Genomic DNA, 23,236 nt, shown 5'->3' with positions numbered 1-23,236 from the left:
ACTCAGAACATACGGCTCACACGTCTGACACCTTCTACCAGCGCGTCGATTTCCTCCTTCGTGTTGTACATGGCGAAGGACGCGCGCACAGTGCCCTGTATTCCGTAGTGTTGCATCACAGGCTGTGCGCAGTGATGACCGGTACGCACAGCTATGCCGAGACGGTCGAGCAAGGTGCCCATATCCAGATGATGGATGTTGCCGACGAGGAACGATACAACAGCATCTTTATGCTCCGACGTGCCGAAAAGCGCGATTTCATCGATAGTGCGCATCTGTTCCATACAATAAGACGTCAGCTCACGTTCGTGCGCAGAGATGTTATCAATACCTATTCCGTTCACGTAATCGAGTGCCACGGCAAGTCCGCGGGTGGCCACGTAATCGGGAGTTCCGGCCTCAAACTTGAACGGAAGATGTTCAAAAACGGTTTTCTCGAAAGTCACGCTTTCTATCATCTCGCCTCCACCCTGATATGGCGGCATGCGGTCGAGCCATTTCTCCTTACCATAAAGCACACCTATGCCGGTAGGACCATATATCTTATGTCCACTGAAAGCGAAGAAATCGCAATCCATATCCTGCACGTCCACCTTGAAATGCGGCGTGCTCTGCGCACCGTCTATAAGCACCGGCACGTCGTATTCGTGGGCAATACGTATGATGTCCTTCACCGGATTTACCGTTCCGAGAACGTTGCTCACATGGGCTACACTTACAATCTTCGTGCGTTCGGTGAACAGACCGGCATACGCTTCCATGTCGAGCTCGCCCTTATCGTTAATAGGTATCACCTTAACGGCAATGCCTCGACGAGCAGCCTGAATCTGCCACGGCACGATGTTTGAATGATGTTCCATCATGGAAACGATGATTTCATCGCCCTCCTTCATAAATGCGTCGCAGAAAGAGGATGCCACGAGATTGATGCTCTCGGTAGTTCCGCGGGTGAATATCACCTCCTCAGTCTTGCCGGCATTGATGAAACTACGTACCGTCTCGCGCGCTGCCTCATGCAGTTCGGTAGCCTGCTGCGACAGATAGTGCACTCCACGGTGCACATTGGCGTTGGCATTGAGATACTCATGGCGCATGGCGTCGAGCACACAAAGCGGTTTCTGCGTCGTGGCGGCATTGTCGAGATAGACCAACGGCTTATCATAGACAGTGGTGGAAAGTATCGGAAAATCCTTGCGGATGGTGTTTACATCGTATGCCATGATTTTGTTTTTATGATTGGAACATATTTTATTTGCACAGACGGCAGCCCTCGCACTTGCACAATTCGCCGCGGAAGCGTTTCTCCACGAGATAATGCAGACGGTCGCGCAGCGGTTCGAGCGTAATCTTGTCGACCACTTCGTTGATGAAGGCGAACTCGAGCAGCAGACGGGCTTCCTTAACCGAGATACCGCGCTGGCGCATATAGAACAGCGCCGCATCGTTGAGCTGGCCTACAGTAGAACCGTGAGAGCATTTCACATCGTCGGCATAAATCTCGAGCATAGGCTGAGTGTACATGCGTGCTTCCTTTGTGGCGCACAGGTTGCGGTTGACTTCGTCGGACACTGTCTTCTGAGCACCCTCACGAACAAGCACCTTTCCGGCGAAAGCACCGGTGGAATGGCCGTCGAGCACATACTTGTAGAGCTCATGACTCGTGCAATGCGACGCCTGATGATCGATGAGAGTGTTGTTGTCGATATGCTGGTTCTTGTCGGCGATGACGAATCCGTTGACGTTGCATTCAGCGCCCTGACCGCGAAGAGCAAGCTCCAAACAGTTGCGCGTCACACCGTTGTGCAGGGTTATGACGTTGTGGCTCACACGGCTGTCTGCCTGCTGATCGATATAGACATTGCTCACACGATTGTTCAGATGGTGTGTCTCCTCCATGCAATAAAGCTCGAGCGACGCATTGGCTCCGACATAAGCCTCCGTCACCTGAGTGGCGAGGAACCGGCGTTCGTCGGCAGTATGGTCGCAGAAAAGCAGTTTGGCCTCTGCTCCTTCGTCAAGAACGATGAGCACACGGCGGTTGACCATCAGATCGACATCGGCGCGAAGAATGTTTATCACCTGTATGGCGCGCTCCACCTTCACGTTGCGCGGCACGTGGACGAGCAGTCCGTCCTGGGCCAACATGGTGTTGAGTGCTGTCACGGCATCGGCATCAGTGCGGGCAATGCGGGCATAATATCTGGCGATGAAATCTGGATTTTCAGCGGCATAAGCGTTAAGTGAGCCCACATACACGCCTTCGGGAAGCGAAGACTTGGGCAGCAGACGGCTGTAAAAAGCGTCGTTCACCACAAAATAGAGCGACGTGCTGAGGTTCGGAACGTCGCAGCGGAAAGCGTCGTAAGGATTCACAGGAATGTCCAGACGATTGAGATTGAGACCGTAGTCAGGACTGAATATCTCGCTGATGTCGGTGTATTTGTATTTCTCCACCTTACGTGTGGGAAATCCGAGACGGCAGAAGTCGTCGAAGGCCTTATCGCGCACAGCGTTGAGAGCTGCGGCACTATGGCCGAACAACGCGTCGCGTCCCGAATTGTAAAGGTCTATATACTGTTTCTCACTTCCCATAATCACTCCTCTCCGATTTCAGCCTTGATCCAGTCGTAGCCTCTTTCCTCAATTTCCTTAGACAGTTCCGGTCCGGCGGTCTTGACTATGCGACCCTTATAGAGCACGTGAACCACATCGGGTTTGATAATATCGAGCAGACGCTCATAGTGGGTTATGACGATTGTACTCGACTCCGGTGTCTTCAGTTTGTTTACACCTTCGGCTACGATGCGCAGCGCATCGACATCCAGACCCGAGTCAGTCTCGTCGAGAATGGCGAGCTTCGGTTCAAGCATTGCCATCTGGAATATCTCGTTGCGCTTCTTTTCTCCGCCGCTGAATCCTTCATTCACCGAACGGCGTGTGAATTTGCTGTCGAGTTCAACAATCTTGCGTTTCTCGTTCATGAGCTTCAGGAAGTCGGCAGTCTTCAGCTCCGGCAGCCCCTGATACTTGCGTTTCTCGTTGACGGCGGTCTTCAGGAAGTTGGTCATCGACACGCCCGGTATTTCCACAGGATACTGGAACGAAAGGAATATTCCTTCGTTGGCGCGCTCCTCCGGCTTCATCTCCAGCAGGTTCTTGCCGTTGAAGAAGGCCGTGCCGGCGGTCACCTCATAGAGCGGATTGCCCGTAAGTACCGCGCTGAGAGTAGATTTTCCCGAACCGTTTGGGCCCATTATGGCGTGTGTTTCGCCGTCCTTTATCGTAAGGTTGATACCTTTCAATATTTCTTTATCGCCTATTTTGGCATGCAAGTCTTTTATCTCTAACATAACTGTTTGTATTTCTGACGTAAGTGTTTAATAATTATCCAAATTTAATTTTACCTTTTTGCTGCCTCCGCTACGCTCTATCCCCAATATGGAATCGAGCAAACCACTGAAATCGCTGCCCGTGAAGCGGAACGGGAACGAAGCTTTCAGTCCAGCCGAAAAGGCGTGGCGGTGCATCGGGGAGCGCACGGCATAGGTCTGTCCGTCACCGTTGTATTTTGTCTCTGTCGTAGTACGGCCGTCAATAGCGAAACGGAAACCGTAGTCAAGTTCCACAGCCAGACACGAGAAGAAATAGACATCGAGCCCGACAGATGGCGCCACGCTCAACAACGGACAGCTGACGCGATAGTTCCGCTCATAGTTTTGCGAGCCGGACATACTCATTGTTCCCGACGACTTACGTCCTGCCACATTCCAATAGGTGCCTGCTCCGAGGTATGGTTGCAGCGGACTGCTGGGCGAAAGGAAATACCATCTGCCACCGAACATTATCTGCGATAACTCCGCGGACACGTCACCCGCAAAGAAATCCATCGTCTCCTGATCATAACCGCCCACAAGCGAGAAACCTGTATGCGGTATGAAATATTCGAGATGTGCCGAGAAATTCGGTCCTCCACCCGATCTTATCGGGTCATATTGCTTTGATGGCGTCTCGTTGAGCGATACGACCGGCTTCACCGGACTTATCCTTATATCGAAGGCCCAACGTCTTGTGACATCGTCCTGCGCCCTCATGTCGGAGGCAACCATACACATAACGAGTATCAAAACAGCAGCACCTGTTATTCTCATATTGAAAATCGTTTTACGGTAATATAGAAAATATGTATCAGCCCACGGTGCCCTCAAGCGATACGCTGAGCAGCTTCTGAGCCTCTACGGCGAACTCCATAGGCAGCTTATTGAGCACTTCCTTGGCGTAGCCGTTCACTATCAGTCCGATGGCATGCTCGGTAGAGATGCCTCGCTGGTTGCAGTAGAACAGCTGGTCCTCGCTTATCTTGCTCGTCGTGGCCTCGTGTTCCACCACCGCCGTGTCGTTGTGTATGTCCATATAAGGGAATGTATGCGCGCCGCACTCGCTTCCGAGCAGCAGACTGTCGCACGAGCTGTAGTTGCGAGCATTGTCGGCTCCGGCCGTGGCTCTCACCAGTCCGCGGTAAGAGTTCTGGCTGTGTCCGGCGCTGATGCCCTTGCTTATGATTGTGCTGCGGGTGTTCTTGCCCATGTGTATCATCTTTGTGCCGGTGTCGGCCTGCTGATAATGGTTCGTAACAGCCACACTGTAGAACTCGGCCTGCGAGTTGTCGCCGCGCAGTACGCACGACGGATACTTCCACGTTATGGCCGAACCGGTCTCCACCTGTGTCCACGACAGTTTGGAGTTTACGCCGCGCAGGTCGCCGCGTTTGGTCACAAGGTTGTACACACCGCCGCGTCCGTTCTCGTCGCCCGGATACCAGTTCTGTACGGTTGAGTATTTCACCTCGGCGTTGTCCTTCACCACTATCTCCACAATTGCGGCGTGCAGCTGGTTCTCGTCGCGCATCGGGGCGGTGCATCCTTCGAGATACGACACGTAGGATGAGTCGTCGGCCACTATCAGTGTGCGTTCAAACTGACCCGTATTGCGGGCGTTGATGCGGAAATATGAGCTCAACTCCATCGGACAGCGCACGCCTTTGGGGATATATACGAACGATCCGTCGCTGAACACAGCGCTGTTGAGCGCTGCGAAGAAGTTGTCGCGATAGGGCACGACAGAACCAAGATACTCGCGAACGAGGTCGGGATGATTCTTTATGGCGTCGCCTATCGAGCAGAATATGATGCCCTTCTCGGCCAGTTTCTCCTTGAACGTGGTCTTCACCGACACCGAGTCCATGATGGCATCCACAGCCACTCCGCTCAGTGCCAGACGCTCCTCGAGCGGAATACCCAGCTTGTCGAACGTCTTCATCAGCTCCGGGTCTATCTCCTTCTTGCCGTCGTCCTTCTTCTTTGCCATCGGGTCGGCATAATAGGAAATGGCCTGATAGTCTATCTCCGGCAGATGGAGATGTCCCCACGACGGCTGCTTCTGCGTCTTCCAGAACTCAAATGCCTTGAGGCGGAAGTCGAGCATCCAATCTGGTTCGCCCTTCTTCTGCGAAATGAGACGCACCACGTCCTCGTTAAGTCCTTTGTCTATTATATCCGTATGTACGTCAGTGGTGAAGCCGAAAGCATATTTCTGCTCGGCCACCTTGCGCACAAATTCATTCTGATTGTTGTTTTTGCTATCCATCTTTTCACACGGCCGGTCGCGGAAACCTTCCCTTCCGGCATTTGTTTATATCGTGCAAAGATAATAAAAAATAAATACTGTACATAAGTATTTCAATAAAAATCAATGTGTTGACGGCTCGCCTGACACGTCACAGGAAAAAGACACCATGCGCACCGACTTTTACACGGACGTCAATGAAGGCGGACAGGAACTTCAAAAGAGAAACTGCATAAATATGCAGGAATAAGAAACATGAATGAATATTTATACATCGATATCTTCACGAGAATCGAATATTTGCGAGCAGGCGTCCGTCCGGTCGCAAATTCGCGAGTTTTGAGAGGGTTACGTAACGCGTTGTCACACAACATATTAAACAAAACTACAAAACAACAACATCCGGAATGCAATGCAAAAGAGGCCATTCCGGCATGCAAAACGGCCCATATCACGCCCCAATACAGTCTGTTTTGTGGTGTGGAACAGACTGTTTCGCACCGTCATAAAGGCATTTTCGCAAACCACCTTCGAAAATTGAGCTGCGCCGACAAAATTCCGCGACGACGCGGCGATGCAGAAAGCACCATTTTGCAAGCCTCAGAGTGTTCTCAAATTTCTATTTCGCGAAAAATTTTTGTCAAAATTTTTTACTTTTGAATTTGTATATTTATGCAAAAACAAACGATTTCAACGGGATATCAGAACATAAGGCAACCGTTTGGTAACCCGATCCCTGAACTATTAAAAGCTACGGTTACAGCTTCAGTCTTACTCCTGTCGACGTTGGGCGCAGCACGATCCCCGGCCTCAGTGTTGCACAGTCAGAGCGATTCTATCAGACTATCCATACGGCTGACGCGCTCAAGAAATGTCCGTCTGAGGTTTTCAGAAGATGAGCGGAAGGTTATGAACGTGTCGAAACGGGCGGGATCGTGCGCCGCCCACATGTGCTCGTCGGCAATGGCGGAAGGCTCAATCATAGTGCGCCAACTGTCAAAACGGGCGATTACATCGGGGATTTGTAACTTCAGTTCCTGCCAGCGACGCTTCACAATGGCAACAAAATCAGGATCAGACAGCAGACGGTTGTACCACAACGCGTTGCGGTTGTAAAGACTGTCGGTGGTGAGCAGTCGCACGTCTTTACGGTTGAGACGCGCCGGACGCAAGTCGCCTCCGGCGTCCACTCCCACGGTGATGAAAGCAAGATCGAAATCCCAAACCGGCCCGGCAGTCAGCCTGCCGCCTTCATCGCAATACATGTAGCAGCTGCGCGGTCCGTTCGGTTCGGCATTCTGTGCTATCTCGTGCACCAGCCACCAGTCAGCGAACGATTCGGCATCGATATATTTATCGTATATTTCGCGCATATCCGGATGTGGAGAATAGAGCTTTTGCTCGATTTCATCGAACATAAGGCGCACCTTTTCCTTCATTTCTTCAGTCAGAGGGTCGGGCGATTTGATGTTGACCGGCAGTCGGCGGCATGCAGTAACGAAACGTGGATCGCCGTCATCGTAGCTATCTAGTTCGAAAAGGAAACCGCGGTTTTCGTCGATTTCAACGCGGTTGCGCGCAACTCTCACCTGCTCGCAAAGCAGATAGCATCCCTGTGGCCGGCCGTTAACCACCACATCGACAGGCCGGCAGTCGGGAGTCCAGGCCAGCGACGTACGGCGCGCCACCTCGAGGGCGAGCATATTGCGCAGCAGACTGTGGTCCATGAAATTGGCAAGCAGAGCCCAACGCTTGCCGGGAGCCATGCCGAGAATAGAGTGACGGCCGTCGAGCTTTATTGCATACGGTTTCTTCGGTTTGGCAAACGTGGAATGTCCACGCCCCTTGATATCGACGTTCTGTGAGCAAAAATCCACGGTTCCATCGGGCAGAACTATCCTTACAAGACAGTCTTTTGTCCATACATCACGCGATGTTATGGTCGAAGAGTCAGGCGTGTCGATATATATCACCGGCAGGTTGCCGGCCTTTGCCGAAACCGTGAACACAAGAAAAAAGACAGACATAAAGCACACGCGCATAACAAAAGAAGCACGCGAGAACCACAGGAGGAACATTCCGGCCGTATGCATGAGCTAAACCTGCTTGACGTTAATGAGACGCGACGTGTCGTAACCACGGCTACGGAGATCTGAAAGTATTTTCTGCATAGTCTCATCGGGCAGACTGCTCGTGCGGCTCATTATCCAGAGATAGTCGGGCGAACTGCTTCCTATGACCACATAGCTGTAGTCAGGCGCGATGTCGAACACATAATAGTCGGCATAGAACCACAGAAAGAACGATACCTTCAGCTTGCCCGGTTCGGTGGAATCGGGCATTTTTGCCTTTCCCTTGATGCTTTTGTGCATGCCTTTGCGGTATCCGTCGTTGAGCACGTCGATGGTTCCGTCTGGCTTGAGTGTGTAGGTTGCCGTGACATGAGTCATGTCGCGTTCGAACAAATGGTCGTAACGGGCAATCTCAAACCACATTCCCTTAAAACGGTTCAAATCGAGCGATTTCACCGTAGAATTATCAACGACCGACAGTTCGTTTTCCTTCTCACCGAATCCGACAAGTGCAAGAAGTTTTGAAAAGAATCCTTTCATAAGCCAATATCTTTTTTACATTATACTCGATTGTTCATACATTACAGAGACTTTACTCATATGGCGTACGGCAGACATCTGTCCTGCAACACCGGACCAGCACTTATGGCAGACAACTACGCATTGCAGATACGAGGAAAAGCTGATGCAATGGCAGCAGGAATGCACATACTGTTTTGTATAACAGCCGGGACGGACTGCATCTTACGTTCTACAAATATAATGAAAAAATGGCGTATGTTGCAGCGAAACCGCGTAATATGTGTTACACACAGCCCTCCATGCGAAACAAGAAACTGTATTTCCCATAATTGCCGCACTATTAAAAGAAGGTTATCCGGTGGTGATATAAAATCAGGATACTCCGGTACGATAGCCGATGAAATGGATATTTTTCAGGTTTTTAGGCATAAAAAACACCGGGAAAGCATCCTTTAAAGACACTTTCCCGGTGTAAGTATGATGTTATTCTATGAATTCCGGTCTGCTTTGTGCAGAACTCCCGATCAGAGTTTCTGCTGTACTTCAATCTCTGTGAATGTCTCGAGAATATCACCAACCTGAATATCATTGAAGTTGACAAGGCTGATACCGCACTCGAAGTTGGTTGCAACTTCCTTAACGTCGTCCTTGTAACGCTTCAGAGCATTGATATCTGCGGTATGAACCACAATTCCGTCGCGAACGACACGTGCGCGGTCGGTACGGTGAACCTTTCCTTCTGTGACGTAAGCACCGGCAACAGTTCCGACCTTTGATATCTTGTAAACCTCGCGTACTTCCACCTGACCGGTCACAACTTCCTTCTTCACCTTGTCGAGCATACCCTCCATGGCTGACTTAACGTCGTCGATGGCATCGTAGATGACAGAATATGTGTTGATTTCAACACCGTCCTGCTCGGCCTGTTTGCGTGCTGCTGCTGACGGACGAACCTGGAAGCCGACGATGATGGCGTCAGAAGCATCGGCCAGTGTGACATCACTTTCGGAGATCTGACCCACTGCCTTGTAGATAACATCCACCTTGATCTTCTCTGTAGAGAGCTTGATGAACGAATCGCTGAGCGCTTCGATACTTCCGTCGGTGTCTCCCTTGACAATGATGTTGAGCTCTTTGAAAGAACCAAGGGCGATGCGGTGGCTGATATCGGAGAGCGTAAGACGCTTCTGTGTACGAAGTCCCTGCTCGCGCTGGAGCTGCAGACGCTTGTTGGCAATGTCGCGAGCTTCCTGCTCAGTCTCCAGAACGTGGAATGTATCACCGGCTGTCGGCGCACCGTTCAGACCGAGAATGATTGCCGGTTCAGCCGGTCCTGCACTCTCTATACGGCTGTTACGCTCGTTGAACATGGCTCTGATACGGCCGTAATTGGTTCCTGCGATGACATTGTCGCCCACTTTCAGCGTACCGTTGGACACGAGTACGGTTGACACATAGCCGCGGCCCTTGTCGAGTGAAGACTCGATGATGGAACCCGTAGCCTTGCGCGCAGGATTTGCCTTGAGGTCGAGCATCTCGGCTTCGAGCAGCACCTTCTCGAGCAACTCCTTCACACCGATACCTTTCTTTGCGCTTATCTCCTGACACTGGTACTTTCCACCCCACTCCTCTACAAGCAGATTCATGTTGGCGAGGTCCTCACGTATCTTGTCGGGATTGGCTCCCGGTTTATCAATCTTGTTTATGGCAAACACCATCGGCACGTTGGCTGCCTGTGCATGAGCAATGGCCTCTTTGGTTGTAGGCATCACACTGTCGTCCGCAGCGATGATGATGATGGCGATATCGGTTACCTGTGTACCACGTGCACGCATGGCTGTGAAGGCCTCATGTCCCGGAGTATCGAGGAAGGTTATGCGTCGTCCGTCCTCCAGTTTCACGTTATAGGCACCGATGTGCTGTGTGATACCGCCCGCCTCACCGGCGATAACGTTTGTCTTGCGTATGTAGTCGAGCAACGAAGTCTTACCATGATCGACGTGACCCATGACTGTAACGATCGGTGCACGCGGCACAAGGTCGTTCTCGTCATCCTCAGTCTCGGTGATGGCTTCCTGCACTTCGGCACTCACATATTCGGTCTTGAATCCGAATTCCTCAGCCACGAGGTTGATGGTCTCTGCATCCAGACGCTGGTTGATCGACACCATGATGCCGACACTCATAAGAGTTCCGATGACCTGGTTGACGGAGATGTTCATCATGTTGGCAAGTTCGCTCACGGTGACATACTCGGTCAGCTTGAGCACCTTGCTCTCCTTGCGCTCCTCGAGACGCTCCTCGTTGAGCTTCTCCTGCACTGCCTCACGCTTCTCCTTACGGTACTTGGCGCCTTTCTTGTTCTGGTTCTGCTTGTTGGTAAGTCTTGCAAGCGTCTCTTTAACCTGGCGTGCAACGTCCTCCTCATTCACCTCGATGGGCTTATGATTACGGTTCTTGTTCTTCTTTTTCTTTCCGGCGCCGGCCTTGTTGTCGGCAGCGCGCTGCATGTCCTGCTGAGATGCGGCGTTGATGTCCACTCTCACCTTGTTGATGCGCTCGCGTTTCTTCTTCTCGCCACGCTGCTGCATCACTTTCTCCTCACGCTCCTTGCGTTTCTCCTCTTTTGTCTTTTTCTTCGGACGTGTGCTCTGATTGAGCGAGTCGAGGTCAATACGTCCGAGCACATTCACCTTAGGAGCATTCAGGATTTTCTTCTCACTCTTGGTCGTAAAGATGGTGGTAGTGGCCTTGGCGCCCTCTTCGGCATGCTGTTTTTCAGCATCCTCCTTCTTCTCAGGCTCAGTCTTCACCACTTCCGGTTCTGCCTTCACGACATTCTTTTCCGGTTTTGCTTCTTCAATCACGTTGTCGGTATTATTTTTTTCACTTTCTTCAACGGGTGCATCGACGGCAGCCGGTTTTGTTTCTGCTGCCGGAGCATCAATGGTTTCTGTTACTTTAGGTTCTTTCTCTTCAACGGGTTTCACCTGACTGACGGCAACAGCCTGGGGTTCCTTAGCCTTTTCCGCATCAGGCGCAGAACTGTTCTTCGCGGCAGCCGGTCTGTTGATGCTGTCGAGATCTATCTTGCCCAATGGCTTGTATTGCTGCTGTTTAGCAGCAGTGAGAAGTTTTTCCGCACGCTGTTCCTTCGGTTCCTGCGCACGCTTCTTCTCCTTCGGCTTCTTCAGCAGAAGTTTTTCGGCCTGCGTTCTTACTTCCTTGTCCTGCTGGAACTCATGCATAAGGGCCTGATACTGCTCGTCGTTGAGCTTAAAGCTCGGTTCCGGCTTCACTTCGCCCAGTTCACTTCTCTTTTCAAGGAACTCCACTGCCGTCTGGAGTCCGATATTCAATTCACGTAATGCTTTATTTAACCTGATGCTCATATTTTATTTTTTCATGATGCACACGCCGCGAAGTATTTGCCAAACAGACGCGACCGATGCATTTCTCTATTCTTTCTTCTAAAATCCGTATAACTAATCAGCTGATTTATAACTGCAAGGCGCAGCCCGCATCATTTGCGGACCACGCTCTGCCTCACTATCCTTCAAATTCTGCCTTGAGAATTCTGAGCACGTTGTCAACGGTCTCTTCCTCAAGGTCGGCCTTCTCGACAAGCATCTCACGCGGCGCATTGAGTACGGCCTTCGCAGTGTCGAGTCCGATAGAACGGATGGCGTCGATCACCCACTGGTCTATTTCGTCGGAGAATTCGTCGAGATAGATATCCTCGTCGGCCTCGTTGTCGTCGATCTCTCTGAACACATCGATGGTGTATTCGGTAAGCATCGAAGCAAGCTTGATGTTGAGTCCGCCACGTCCGATGGCCAGGCTCACTTCCTCAGGTTTGAGGAACACCTCTGCCTTGTGGTTCTCCTCATCGATGTTGATACTCGAAACCTTTGCCGGGCTGAGCGCACGCTGGATGAAGAGTTTGGTGTTGGCGGTATAGTTGATGACGTCGATGTTCTCGTTACACAGTTCGCGCACGATGCCGTGCACACGGCTTCCTTTCACTCCGACGCAGGCTCCTACCGGGTCAATGCGCTCGTCGTAGCTTTCAACAGCAATCTTAGCTCTCTCTCCCGGCATGCGCGCAATCTTTCTGATAGATATCAATCCGTCGGCAATCTCAGGCACCTCAGCCTCGAGCAGACGCTGGAGGAAAACGGGGCTTGTACGCGAAAGGATGATCTTCGGGTTGTTGTTCTCGTTGTCCACACGGTGGATGACTGCTCTGATAGTCTCACCCTTATGATATGTGTCGCTCGGAATCTGCTCCATCTTGGGCAGTATGAGCTCGTTGTTCTCATCGTCCACCACAAGCACCTCGCGCTTCCACACCTGGTAAACCTCACCGGCGATGATCTGTCCCACGCGGTCCTTATATTTATTATAAAGCGAATCGTGCTCCAGTTCGAGTATCTTGGAAGCCAGAGTCTGGCGCAGATTGAGGATGGCACGGCGTCCGAACTTTGTGAAATCGACGCGTTCCGAAACATCCTCACCCACTTCGTAGTCGGGCTCAATCTTTCTTGCCTCGGTCAGAGATATCTGTTTGTTGTCGTCCTCCACCTCGCCGTCGGCCACAACCACGCGATTGCGGTATATCTCGAAGTCGCCCTTGTCAGGATTGACAATGACGTCGAAGTTCTCGTCGCTGCCGAATATCTTGGCAAGAACGTTGCGGAAACTCTCCTCAAGCACGCTCACCAACGTTGTACGATCAATGTTTTTCGTCTCCTTGAATTCCTTGAAAGAGTCGAACATGCTCACGACCGTTTCTTTTTTCATTGCTGCCATAGCTTTATTTGAAGTTTATTAAGTATTTTGTATATTTCACTTTGTCCATTTCGTACGTGTGGTCAACCTCGACAATCTGCGGACGCTTCTTGCCCTCGACCTTCACTTTCTCGGCCACACTCACAACGAACGTGTTGCCATCGACGCTTTTCAGCACGCCCTTGACCTTGCGTCCGTCGCCGTCGAGTACCTCGACTTCCTTGCCGACAAAGCACGCATACTGCTGCGGCACCTTGAACGGCTGGCCCAGTCCGGCAGATCCTACCTCAAGTTCATAATCTTCCTCGTCGCGGCTGAGATGGTCTTCTATGAAACGGCTCAGCTCCACGCAGTCTTCGATCCACACACCGTCGGCATGGTCTATTTCCACCACGATTTTATCATCCGGGCTGACTTCAACATCGACAAGAAAATAGTCCTTGTCCTCCAGCCACTGTTCTACAATACCTTTTACGACGTTTTTGTCTATCATATATCATTGATTAAATAAAATGAGGAGCTCTGTATCGGAGCCCCTCATTCCTCTGAATGCTGCAAATTTACGAATTATTCCGCATGTGCACAAATATTTTACGTCTTTTCTGCAAAAGCTTTGCAAATTAATTCACTATAAGACACGCAGTTGCGGAGCTCATGCCGCCAATCAGGAAACCTCCGGTCACAGAACCGAATAATCATGCTGACGGGCGAATAAATACATAACACCAACTCCACGAAAATGTTTCCTATGGTTACACAAAACAATATGGGGCACTTACTGTTTTTCAGTATCCTTCGATTTTTTCGTCCGAGTTTTCTGTTCTACCCCTAAAAATAAACAAATATTTGCGGACAGACTCTCAGTCGGACGCAAATTCGCGAATTATAAGAGATTATCACAAAACACTGAATGTCAAGCAATTACACTCAGTAACCATTTTCCCGTGCTGCAATAAGCACCATTTCAGCATGCGATTAAGTACATATCAGAGGCTGAAATACTTAATGTCACGCCCTGAAACAGACGTAACCGGAAGCTGAAACAGGCTTAATCGGAGTGAAAGACAGACTATACGGCACTGCGCTGCGGTATATACGGTATGGCAGTAAAGCCCGGACGGGCCTTCGGGATGCCGTACTTAACATTTCTTCACACCTCTTTTGCGAAAATATTTTGTCAAAAAAAAGTCAAGAAAAACTGTAAGTACGTCGTCCGAGTTTCCAATGAAAACACGGATATCGGCCGTAAGGAGAAACACGAAAAGCATACGCATATCATGCGGAAATATTAAACAGAGCAAAATGTTCATGATATTCAGACTCCTCTTTTTCTGATTTTCCGGAATTTGTGCGCAACTTTCATTCTCCCAATACTTATCGGACGAGGCCGGATTTTTTATTCAAACAAAAAGATAAAGCACCGCGGACGCTCTACCATATCATTCATATCGCGACATAAGCAATGCGCTGCCTTTCCACATAAAGCCGGGTATGACAATGATACGAGAACCGCAAACCATCATGTTTACGGAATATATATAAACAAAAAAGGAACCGCTTGATGCAGTTCCTTTAGTGCGCTTCAAGATGGGCTTGAACCAACGACCCCCTGATTAACAGTCAGGTGCTCTAACCAACTGAGCTATTGAAGCATTTGTCTTAATTGCGATGCAAAGGTACAGCGTTTATTTCATACCACCAAACATTTTCGCGAAAAATTTCAAATTTATTTCAAAAAAACGTGTTTATCGGCCTTTTCGGGCATAAAAACAGCATTTTCAGGACTCATCCGGACATTTTTATGATGCAAAATATATAATATCGATATGACAAACATACTCCGTTTTTCGCATTCCGCCACCGTTCCGACACACAAAATCCGGCTTTCCGCCACGTCGCATTATGAAAAATAAATACTTTTTATTTTGTACTGCCCGCAACTTACATTACCTTTGCAACGCTTTATAAAGACTTACCACATTATATTAATATAAAAGCCGATTATGAGAAAAACCATATTGTTCTGCGTGATGCTGCTTGGCGCCGCGACGGTTCTTGCACAGAAAAACGACGACCACAACTTCAAGGTGGCCAAAAATCTGGACGTATTCAATGCCATATACAAAAATCTTGACCTCATGTACGTCGATACGCTCAACGCCGACGAGGTCATCGGCAACGGCATAAAGGCCATGCTGCGCAGCCTCGACCCTTACACGGAATATTATCCGGAGGACAAATCGGCTGAGTTCAAGCAGATGCTCACGGGCAAATATGCCGGCATAGGTTCGATAATAAGCTATAACTTCACGCGCAAACGCGTCGTAATAAACGAACCTTACGAGAACATGCCTGCCGCAGAAGTGGGTCTGAAGAAAGGCGACATCATACTTAGCATCGACGGTGAGGACATGACCGACAAGACAAACGCATACGTCAGCGAGCATCTGCGCGGCGATGCGGGCACCACACTCGAGCTGAAGATACACCGTCCGTCAACCGGCAAGGACATGACATTCAAAATACAGCGCAAGGCCATACAGATGCCCGACCTGCCATATTACGGCATGCAGGACGGCGACATAGGCTACATCGACCTCGACTCGTACGTCGGCGAGAACTGCTCAAAGGATTTCCGCCGCGCCTTCATCGATCTGAAGAAGCAAGGAGCCAAGGGTCTGGTGATCGACCTGCGCAACAACGGCGGAGGCTCTGTGCAGGAAGCGCTGGCCATTCTCAACATCTTCATCCCAAAGAACACCGACCTGCTGTCGATGAAGGGCAAGATGCAGCGTTCCAACCAGAACTACAAGACTACCGTCGAACCCATCGACACGGTGATGCCTATCGTAGTGCTTGTGAATGAGATAACTGCAAGTGCCAGCGAGATAACCAGCGGAGCATTCCAGGATCTCGACCGCGCCGTGATAATGGGAACACGCACCTACGGCAAGGGACTAGTACAGGTGCCAAACGTACAGCTGCCATACAACGGCAATCTGAAACTCACCACTGCCAAATATTTCACCCCGAGCGGACGCTGCATACAGGCAATCAACTACAAACACTCGCAGGGCGGATACACCGAGCACGTGCCCGACTCGCTCACACGAGAGTTCCGCACACGTAACGGACGCATAGTGCACGACGGCGGAGGCATCGAACCGGACATCAAGATTGAGCCGGACTCGCTGCCCAACATAGCATACTATCTGCAGCGCGTGGACACCACAGACCTCATGTTCAACTATGTGGTGGATTACATCAAGAACCATCCTACGATAGCTCCGGCCTCAGAGTTCGAGATAAGCGACGCCGACTATGAGGAATTCAAGCAGCGTGTCATAAACAGCAACTTCACTTACGACCGCGTGAGCGAGAAATGTCTCGAAGAACTTGTGAAACTTGCCAAGTTCGAAGGCTACTACGAGGATGCTAAACCGGAGTTCGAGGCACTGGAGAAAAAGCTGAAGCACAACATTGCAAAGGACCTCGACTTCGACTACAACAAGCAGAAGATAAAACAGATGCTCACCTCCGACATCATAACGGCCTACTACTTCCAGCGCGGAGCCCTGGAGAACAGCCTGCGCTACGACAAACAGCTGAAGGAGGCCATACGTCTGCTGAAGTCGCCCGAGGAATATGCGGCGACACTGCAACCCAAAGCCGAGAAGAAAGAATGACGCAAACGTGTCTGCCAAACGCACGACACCTCACGTCATATACACAAATAAAAGCAAGACATCCTGCCGTCATCACCCGACGCGCAGGATGTCTTGCTTTTATATATCAACCTGTTATATCTCTTCCGCAACACTCCGGAACACTTCCTCTCCGGCCGTCACTTTCCACTGTCCGTCCTGCTGAACGTCACATTCACGCTTCCGCTGCCCAGCACACCGGCCAGTCCTTCAGGGTTGTCTATCCTTCCCAGCCTCGTATAACTGTACCCGGAAGCAAACGTCTCATAGAAAAGCACCACGCACGAACTGCCATAAAGCATCAGGTCACCGGCATGTATAGTCCCCGGCCTGCTGCTTTCCACCGGCAGCGACGTTTCAAGATAATGATATTTCTCGTTGCCGTTCAGATCGTTCATACTTACTGTAAGTGGCATAAGGGCTGCAAAAGCCCGTGCCGCAGCGTTGTCGGCCAGCGTCGCAACATACGTCCGGCCGCCCACGGTTATGTTTATTCTGTTGTTCATAATAGTATCGTTTATTTCATCATTATCACTGTTTCCTTCATCTGCTCCTCCGCCGTCAGTACCGGGCGGTGGCTGAACTGTCCCGGCCGCCGCACCGTTCTCCTCCGAGCAGGCTGCGAAACCGCCTGCCAGACACACCATCGAAAGAGCGACGACAAACTGTATAAGATACTTCATATTGTATAGTTTTAGATATCATTCCACTGCAAAACATCCATATATCCAAGTCCGCCATGCAGCAATCGCCTACCCGCACAGACTTCCACACGGCTGTATGCATCAACGAAGATACGTGCGATAGAACTCCTCAATCCCGTCAAAAGGTATCTTCTCCATGTTGTCGTACAGGTCGGTATGGTTGGCTCCCGGCACTATCACGAGTTTCTTGTTGTCACCCTTCAGACGTTTGAAGGCGTCCTCACCGAAATAGCGCGAGTGCGCTTTCTCGCCGTGCACTATCATGACAGCGCTGCCTATCTCGCCTATGTATGTCATCAGCGGCATGTTGAGGAACGAGAGCGACGACGTTGTGTTCCATCCGTCGTTGGAGTTGAGCGACCGTTTGTGATAGCCGCGCTCCGTCTTGTAATATGCGTAATAGTCTTTCACAAACTGCGGTGCATTCTCCGGCAGCGGATCCACCACTCCTCCGGCACGCGCATACGTTCCGTTGCGGTAGTCCTCGGTGCGCTGGGCACTGAGCTGACGGCGCAAAGCCTGACGTGCTTCGGCGTTGTCGCCGGCATCGAAATATCCGTTTGCCGTCACGCGACTCATATCGTACATGGTCGAAGCCACCGTAGCCTTTATGCGGGTGTCTACCGCTGCCGCGTTGAGAGCCATGCCGCCCCATCCGCAGATGCCAAGAATACCGATGCGGGCTGTATCGACATCGTTGCGCACCGACAGAAAATCGACTGCCGCACAGAAATCTTCGGTGTTGATGTCTGGCGATGCCACATAGCGCGGACTGCCGCCGCTCTCACCCGTAAACGACGGATCGAAGGCAATGGTGAGAAATCCACGGCTGGCCAGTTCCTGCGCATAGAGTCCCGACGCCTGCTCCTTCACAGCACCGAACGGCCCACTCACCGCCACGGCCGGCAGTTTGCCCTCTGCTCCTACAGGCTTATACAGATCGGCCGCAAGCGTTATACCGTAACGGTTGCAGAACGTCACCTTCTCATGAACAACCTTTTCATTCTTCGGGAACGTCTTGTCCCACTCCTGTGTAAGTTCCAGTTTCTCCATATCAATCTTGTTTTTACCGGCTGTCTGAGCACCGGCCGCCGACGCGACAGCCAGCACAGCCGTCATCATTACAGTCTTTATGTTCATAATATCAGTCTGTTTTTATTGTACGCTGCAAATTTATTCTTATTATTCCAACGGCCCGATACCTTCTTAACGGACATAAATACCCGTTTTACTGATTCGATACCGGCTGCCCGGGCATGTCCATTCAAGACCGATGGAAACAGCAGCGCCGGCCCCGAAAACGGAACCGGCGCATGCCGTGATATTGTCAGCGGACAATACATATCTATATATGTGCGCGTCAGACGCAGACATGTCATAAAGGCCTCAACGGTGCATCAGAGCGTCGACATAGCGCGTCTTCCACTCGCCTGTCCTGATGTTGCGCAGGCCGAAGCCGCCACCGTCCTTGTAATTCCACAACGCCCACGATATGCCAAGCTCGTCGAGCACACCCGTAAGGTCGCCAAGCCATCGCAGGGCATCGGCCTCCGGCACACGGCTATAGACTCCAAACTCGCCGCAGTAGAGCACAAGTCCCAGTTCGTCGGCCTTCTTCTTTGCCTTCATCACATTATCCTTCAGACGCTGACGGTCCCACACAGTAACCCAACCCTCGGCCAGCTGTCGGTCGCGGCCGGTCATGGCAGCCAGCTCCTCGGCGGTGACAATCTCTCCGGGATAGTGTACCGTTCCACCAAAATCCTTATGTTCGGTCCATCCGGCTTTGTAGTGTGTGAAGAAATAAGGCTCATAGAAATGGAAGCTCAGGATAATGTTGTCGTCGCCTTCCGGCACACGCAGATGCTCAAACGTAGCAGTCTGCTGCCACATGTTGGAACCCACAACTATCGGGCGGTGCTTCTCACGGCTCCTGATGACGTCGTACACCTTTGCCACCAGCCTGTTCCACGCCTCATGGTCGGGGGCCACCGGTTCGTTCATTATCTCGTATGCCACATCATCGTTGCTGTATTTGTGCAGTTCGTCCGACAGTTCCTCCCACAGACGACACAGATGTTCCTGATCCGCCTCACTGTCCCACAACGAGTTGGTACGCCCCTCGGCTCCGGCATTAAAGTCGTGTGCATGCACAATGTGCAGGTCCACGACAACCTTCAAACCGTTCTTTATCGCGCTCTTTATGCCGGCGTGCAGTATGCCGAACACCTCTTTATTACGTGTACCGTCCGCATTCCAAAGTTCCTTTTCGTCGAGCGGCAGGCGCACATGGTCGAATCCCTGCCGTGCTATCTCCTTGAAATCGTCGGCAGTGACAAACTTCTCTCTCGGGATGTCCTTGTAATAGCACTGCGAAAGCCAGTGGGCAATATTCACACCTCGGCCGGGAACAAAATCGCCGGCCATACAAACAAAGCCCTTCAGGAGCAATGCAATAAGAATAATCAGTCTGTGTTTCATGTTTTTCGGTTTATGTCAGTAGTGCAGGTTGTAACGACAGGCGGCAGCGCAAGGACGCCTCTGCCGGTTACGCGAATGCAAATATAGTGAAAGGTGGATGCAAAAGCAAATGAAAGAAGCATGTTTTATCATTTTTTATAATGCCGGACATTATCCTGCCTCATATAATATCATAGTGAGATACAGGCACCATGGCAGACGGAAAAGCAATATTCTTTCACTTTTTATGCAGCACAAAATTAACAGTTTTAAGTTAAAACAAATCCCCGCCAGAGTTCATCTCACGCCGTCATAAAAACTGCACGGGAGAACCCCAAAAGGCTTTCCGACATACACCGGGGACGCAACAGAGAGTCGGCCAGGCAACCACCGGCTTGCAAAACGGTCCATTCCGGCACGTCATAAAGTTCATTTCGGCACGCAAAATGGACCGTATCATGCTCCGAAACGGCCTGTTTCGGCATGCAATAAAGACTGTTTCGCAAGCCCGAAGAAGCATCAGGAAAACATCGCAAGCAGAAAACTATCTGAATATCAACCCATTATGAGAAGTATGAAAAAACTCTGTTTTTACGCATAAAAACAAAGACCGGACAAAAAAACGCGACTCTCACGCATCGCATTTTAACATTCGGCCTGTATATGATTAACGATAATCAATTATCATCTTGCATTTTTCTCCCCGAAATGACATCCACACGGGAATATGCGCGCGGCTGTTCCTGATGCCGGAAATGCTACCACAACAAAATGCAGACACGGCCGCTGTATATTAATCAAACACAGCCGGCAGTGCCAACATCTGACGGGCAATGGTCTGAGCCATACGCTTGTGGCCTGCGGCATTGGGATGCAGACGGTCGGTCTTGCCATTGCTGAAATAGCGTACGTGCGAATCGTTGAGCGGATAGAGCCCGCTCAGGCTGTTGAGATCTATCACCGGCACAGCCCAAACGCCGGAGGCTTCCTTCACAGCCTCGACATACTCGTCGAAAAACACGCCTATGCTGTTGGCGAAACGCTCGTCGGGCTGTATGTTGTCCGGTCCGAAACATGCGTAGGCACGGTGGATAGGCGTGAGCAGTATTATCTGTTTGTCGGGATAATTTGTCTTGAGAAAATTCATCAGTATGTTGATGCGACCCTTGAACGTGGCGTCGCTCATAACGGGCGTACGGTATTTGCGCACGGCCTTTCCGCCTCCGCCGACAACGGTCTCGCGCTCGCCCGTCTCATACCATTCACCCACGGGCACGCCACAGTTGTAGTCGTTTGTACCTGCGAATATCATTATGGCATCCACGCTGTCGCCACGTTCCTCGAGCAGACGGCGTGCCTGACCGGCAAGATCGCTCATCTGATGGCCGTTGATGCCATACACCAGCGGCACGATGCCGAGCATATCGGCCAGATATTCCCAGTAGCAGCGGGTGGTGCCCACGCGTTGCGCGTCGGTGATGGAGTCGCCGAGGAATGCCACTCGACGGCCGCGCCACTGGCTGTCGGCCATGTTCCGTGCGGCAGTATCTGTACTACGGGCTGCAAGAGTCGGCAGCGGCACAAGGTCGGCAAGCAATATGAGGGCCGCCATGAAGAATGCGGCAGACCGGCGTTGAAGGTTTCTCATAATCATAAACTTTGTTTTTCGTGTATAATATCTGTGTCGGACAAAGTTAATGATTATTTCTTATCGAAACGCACCGCGGCCATGCTTATTTGCCGCAAAACAGACATTCTTACGTCTTCCGCCCTTCAGACAGCCGTCAATCCGGAAAGGCAGGAACAGCCTCAACGTACCCATTGGCCTCACTGTCCTGACAGATACATCCTACTACATCTCCGTTATGTCGAAAAACTCCGCGTATCCTGCATCGCGATAAGACGCCGAACAGTTCTTCGGGACACGGAGCGTGGCACCCGTGACGAGGGTAAAGGATTTCAGTTGCTCTGATTCCTCCTTTTCAAATTCGGGTGGCGTAGTGCTTGGGCAGTTTATCCTTTTAAGTGCAGGACACCCGATGAACGCACGGTGACAGATGTACCTGAGTCCCTGTGGCATGGTGACGGTGGCAAGTCCGGCGCACTCCGCAAAGGCAGCGTCGCTGAGCCTATCGATCTGTTCGGGCAGTGTCACCTCGGTGAGCCTAGTATGAGCGAAAGCCCTCTCGCCTATATATATTATGGACGCCGGCAGATTGATGTCCTCAAGTGCCGACCCGAGGAAGGCTTTATCGTCAATCTTCTGTATTCCTTCAGGCAATGTCACGCTCTTTATGTCGCTGTCCCAGAACGCGCCGCGGTATATTCTGAGACATCCGGACGGCACGGTGATGCTCTGAAGTCCTTTTGACGGCACGGCATAAAGCACTCTTCTGCCGGCATCATACACGGCTCCGCCGTCCGTGACGAAGTGGCTGTTGCCTTTCTCCACAGTGAGCTTCGTGATACCACTGCATGCAGCGAAGCATGTGCCGAGAATCTCAAGCGACGCCGGAAGCCGCAGACTTGTGAGCGATGTGCAGCCGAGAAAGGCGTCGTTGCCTATATGGGTGACACCGGACGGAAGGTCTATCGACGTGAGCGAGGAACACTCGCGGAATGCAAGGTCGCCTATGTAAGAGACGCCGGAACCCATCTTCACCGAACGGAGACTGGCGCAACAGTGGAAGAGGGCCTCGGGTATGCTGTCAATGCCTTCGGGAAGCTCGACAGAAGACAGTGCACAGCCGAAGAACGCCGCGCTGCCTATCTTCTTCAGTCCCTTGCCAAGCTGGACAGAAGAAAGAGACTTGCAGGAGAAAAACGCGTTCTCACCTATCTCAACAACAGAGGAAGGTATGACGATACTCTTCAGTCCGGAAGAGCTGAAAGAGGCACCGCCGATATACTTCAGCCCTGAAGGAAAAGCAATGGAGGTAAGGTTATCGGCAGAGAGAAAGGCTCCGGTCTTTATCGAATCGACGCTCTCTGGAATGGAGACCGTCCTTGGGTCCTTGCGGTAAAAAAGGTCCTCGCCAAGCGACGTCACACGGTATGTGGTGCCTTCGTGCCTCACCGTGGCCGGTATGACATAATCATGGACCGGCGTACCCGACGCATCCTTGTTGTCGGCAACCGACACTTCAACCGTTCGGGGACTTGTCACTGTATAGGTAAACTGACCGCTTCTGAAACTTGTCTGCGCGTTCAGTGCGATACTAACAAGCGCAAGCGACAACTGCATAAACTTTCTCATAAGTCTTATTATTAAGGAACTACATTTCCACACAGTTCATGTCATCTGCATGCGTGGACCCAACATGCCGTAAATATAGTCATTATATGCTGACGTTGTTGCGCT

17 protein-coding genes and 1 tRNA gene are annotated in these 23,236 nt (G+C 51.1%); 2 read left to right on the top strand and 16 right to left on the bottom strand.

Features of this window, described 5'->3' with window-relative positions; all coding sequences use genetic code 11:
- Positions 1-2: 2 nt before the first annotated feature.
- Genes WKT13_RS02855 through sufB form a run of 5 tightly spaced genes read right to left on the bottom strand, consistent with a single transcriptional unit; the run spans position 3 to position 5,643 of the window.
- Entirely contained in the window at positions 3-1,220 is a 1,218-nt protein-coding gene (locus tag WKT13_RS02855; RefSeq protein ID WP_340322734.1) for an aminotransferase class V-fold PLP-dependent enzyme, read from the bottom strand.
- Positions 1,221-1,248: 28 nt separating this feature from the next.
- Positions 1,249-2,592 (bottom strand): Fe-S cluster assembly protein SufD, encoded by a 1,344-nt coding sequence (gene sufD / locus WKT13_RS02850; protein ID WP_340322733.1) that lies wholly within the window; start codon positions 2,590-2,592, stop codon positions 1,249-1,251.
- 2 nt (positions 2,593-2,594) lie between these two features.
- The gene (gene sufC, locus WKT13_RS02845) at positions 2,595-3,350 is read right to left on the bottom strand and encodes a Fe-S cluster assembly ATPase SufC (RefSeq protein WP_298618099.1); all 756 of its coding nucleotides are present in this window, start codon (positions 3,348-3,350) and stop codon (positions 2,595-2,597) included.
- A 27-nt stretch (positions 3,351-3,377) separates the two neighbouring features.
- Complete coding sequence (locus tag WKT13_RS02840; protein ID WP_340322732.1) at positions 3,378-4,148, bottom strand: hypothetical protein; 771 nt, start codon at positions 4,146-4,148, stop codon at positions 3,378-3,380.
- Positions 4,149-4,185: 37 nt separating this feature from the next.
- Complete coding sequence (gene sufB / locus WKT13_RS02835) at positions 4,186-5,643, bottom strand: Fe-S cluster assembly protein SufB (protein WP_340322731.1); 1,458 nt, start codon at positions 5,641-5,643, stop codon at positions 4,186-4,188.
- A gap of 234 nt (positions 5,644-5,877) precedes the next feature.
- On the opposite strand from sufB, the gene WKT13_RS02830 reads away from it, so the two are divergent.
- Positions 5,878-6,282, top strand: coding sequence for a hypothetical protein (locus WKT13_RS02830; protein ID WP_340322730.1), 405 nt, complete (start codon positions 5,878-5,880; stop codon positions 6,280-6,282).
- A 164-nt stretch (positions 6,283-6,446) separates the two neighbouring features.
- Here the strand turns inward: WKT13_RS02830 and WKT13_RS02825 are convergent, their stop codons facing one another.
- The 6 genes from WKT13_RS02825 to WKT13_RS02800 all read right to left on the bottom strand — a co-directional run bounded on the left by WKT13_RS02825 (position 6,447) and on the right by WKT13_RS02800 (position 14,659).
- On the bottom strand, positions 6,447-7,649 hold the full coding sequence (locus WKT13_RS02825) for a CotH kinase family protein (protein ID WP_340322729.1): 1,203 nt from the start codon (positions 7,647-7,649) through the stop codon (positions 6,447-6,449).
- 69 nt (positions 7,650-7,718) lie between these two features.
- Positions 7,719-8,234, bottom strand: a complete 516-nt coding sequence (locus WKT13_RS02820; RefSeq protein ID WP_340322728.1) for a lipocalin family protein — start codon at positions 8,232-8,234, stop codon at positions 7,719-7,721.
- A gap of 506 nt (positions 8,235-8,740) precedes the next feature.
- Entirely contained in the window at positions 8,741-11,608 is a 2,868-nt protein-coding gene (infB, locus tag WKT13_RS02815) for a translation initiation factor IF-2 (protein ID WP_340322727.1), read from the bottom strand.
- 157 nt (positions 11,609-11,765) lie between these two features.
- Positions 11,766-13,028 carry a transcription termination factor NusA gene (gene nusA, locus WKT13_RS02810; RefSeq protein ID WP_298618105.1) on the bottom strand — a complete coding sequence of 421 codons (1,263 nt, stop codon included), beginning with the start codon at positions 13,026-13,028 and terminating at the stop codon, positions 11,766-11,768.
- 4 nt (positions 13,029-13,032) lie between these two features.
- A complete protein-coding gene (gene rimP / locus WKT13_RS02805) occupies positions 13,033-13,500 on the bottom strand; it encodes a ribosome assembly cofactor RimP (protein ID WP_298618106.1) in 468 nt (155 codons plus the stop codon).
- Positions 13,501-14,585: 1,085 nt separating this feature from the next.
- Positions 14,586-14,659 (bottom strand) — tRNA-Asn (locus WKT13_RS02800).
- 351 nt (positions 14,660-15,010) lie between these two features.
- Between WKT13_RS02800 and WKT13_RS02795 the strand changes: the two genes are divergently transcribed.
- Positions 15,011-16,693: a S41 family peptidase gene (locus tag WKT13_RS02795; protein WP_298621373.1), complete on the top strand. Its 1,683-nt coding sequence runs from the start codon at positions 15,011-15,013 to the stop codon at positions 16,691-16,693.
- 158 nt (positions 16,694-16,851) lie between these two features.
- Here the strand turns inward: WKT13_RS02795 and WKT13_RS02790 are convergent, their stop codons facing one another.
- The 5 genes from WKT13_RS02790 to WKT13_RS02770 all read right to left on the bottom strand — a co-directional run bounded on the left by WKT13_RS02790 (position 16,852) and on the right by WKT13_RS02770 (position 23,131).
- A complete protein-coding gene (locus tag WKT13_RS02790) occupies positions 16,852-17,394 on the bottom strand; it encodes a cyclophilin-like fold protein (protein WP_340322726.1) in 543 nt (180 codons plus the stop codon).
- Between the two features lie 102 nt (positions 17,395-17,496).
- Positions 17,497-18,534, bottom strand: coding sequence for an alpha/beta hydrolase (locus WKT13_RS02785; RefSeq protein WP_445323555.1), 1,038 nt, complete (start codon positions 18,532-18,534; stop codon positions 17,497-17,499).
- 267 nt (positions 18,535-18,801) lie between these two features.
- The gene (locus WKT13_RS02780; protein WP_340322725.1) at positions 18,802-19,896 is read right to left on the bottom strand and encodes a glycoside hydrolase family 5 protein; all 1,095 of its coding nucleotides are present in this window, start codon (positions 19,894-19,896) and stop codon (positions 18,802-18,804) included.
- A 772-nt stretch (positions 19,897-20,668) separates the two neighbouring features.
- Entirely contained in the window at positions 20,669-21,523 is an 855-nt protein-coding gene (locus WKT13_RS02775; protein ID WP_340322724.1) for an SGNH/GDSL hydrolase family protein, read from the bottom strand.
- Positions 21,524-21,727: 204 nt separating this feature from the next.
- Complete coding sequence (locus WKT13_RS02770) at positions 21,728-23,131, bottom strand: leucine-rich repeat domain-containing protein (protein ID WP_340322723.1); 1,404 nt, start codon at positions 23,129-23,131, stop codon at positions 21,728-21,730.
- Positions 23,132-23,236: the final 105 nt, after the last annotated feature.

Source organism: Prevotella sp. HCN-7019, assembly GCF_037890215.1.
Classification (GTDB): domain Bacteria; phylum Bacteroidota; class Bacteroidia; order Bacteroidales; family Bacteroidaceae; genus Prevotella.
The sequence above is the reverse complement of the archived record's forward strand: the minus strand, read 5'-3'. Positions and strand labels throughout refer to the sequence as shown.

Excerpts from the sequence above, each read along its gene's own strand:
- infB (WP_340322727.1), bottom strand. The coding sequence starts at position 11,608 with ATGAGCATCAGGTTAAATAAAGCATTACGTGAATTGAATATCGGACTC.
- WKT13_RS02830 (WP_340322730.1), top strand. The coding sequence starts at position 5,878 with ATGAATGAATATTTATACATCGATATCTTCACGAGAATCGAATATTTG.
- WKT13_RS02795 (WP_298621373.1), top strand. The coding sequence starts at position 15,011 with ATGAGAAAAACCATATTGTTCTGCGTGATGCTGCTTGGCGCCGCGACG.
- WKT13_RS02820 (WP_340322728.1), bottom strand. The coding sequence starts at position 8,234 with ATGAAAGGATTCTTTTCAAAACTTCTTGCACTTGTCGGATTCGGTGAG.
- sufD (WP_340322733.1), bottom strand. The coding sequence starts at position 2,592 with ATGGGAAGTGAGAAACAGTATATAGACCTTTACAATTCGGGACGCGAC.
- WKT13_RS02790 (WP_340322726.1), bottom strand. The coding sequence starts at position 17,394 with ATGAAGTATCTTATACAGTTTGTCGTCGCTCTTTCGATGGTGTGTCTG.
- WKT13_RS02840 (WP_340322732.1), bottom strand. The coding sequence starts at position 4,148 with ATGAGAATAACAGGTGCTGCTGTTTTGATACTCGTTATGTGTATGGTT.
- WKT13_RS02770 (WP_340322723.1), bottom strand. The coding sequence starts at position 23,131 with ATGAGAAAGTTTATGCAGTTGTCGCTTGCGCTTGTTAGTATCGCACTG.
- sufC (WP_298618099.1), bottom strand. The coding sequence starts at position 3,350 with ATGTTAGAGATAAAAGACTTGCATGCCAAAATAGGCGATAAAGAAATA.
- WKT13_RS02780 (WP_340322725.1), bottom strand. The coding sequence starts at position 19,896 with ATGAAACACAGACTGATTATTCTTATTGCATTGCTCCTGAAGGGCTTT.
- WKT13_RS02825 (WP_340322729.1), bottom strand. The coding sequence starts at position 7,649 with ATGTCTGTCTTTTTTCTTGTGTTCACGGTTTCGGCAAAGGCCGGCAAC.
- sufB (WP_340322731.1), bottom strand. The coding sequence starts at position 5,643 with ATGGATAGCAAAAACAACAATCAGAATGAATTTGTGCGCAAGGTGGCC.
- rimP (WP_298618106.1), bottom strand. The coding sequence starts at position 13,500 with ATGATAGACAAAAACGTCGTAAAAGGTATTGTAGAACAGTGGCTGGAG.
- WKT13_RS02775 (WP_340322724.1), bottom strand. The coding sequence starts at position 21,523 with ATGAGAAACCTTCAACGCCGGTCTGCCGCATTCTTCATGGCGGCCCTC.
- nusA (WP_298618105.1), bottom strand. The coding sequence starts at position 13,028 with ATGGCAGCAATGAAAAAAGAAACGGTCGTGAGCATGTTCGACTCTTTC.
- WKT13_RS02855 (WP_340322734.1), bottom strand. The coding sequence starts at position 1,220 with ATGGCATACGATGTAAACACCATCCGCAAGGATTTTCCGATACTTTCC.
- WKT13_RS02785 (WP_445323555.1), bottom strand. The coding sequence starts at position 18,534 with ATGACGGCTGTGCTGGCTGTCGCGTCGGCGGCCGGTGCTCAGACAGCC.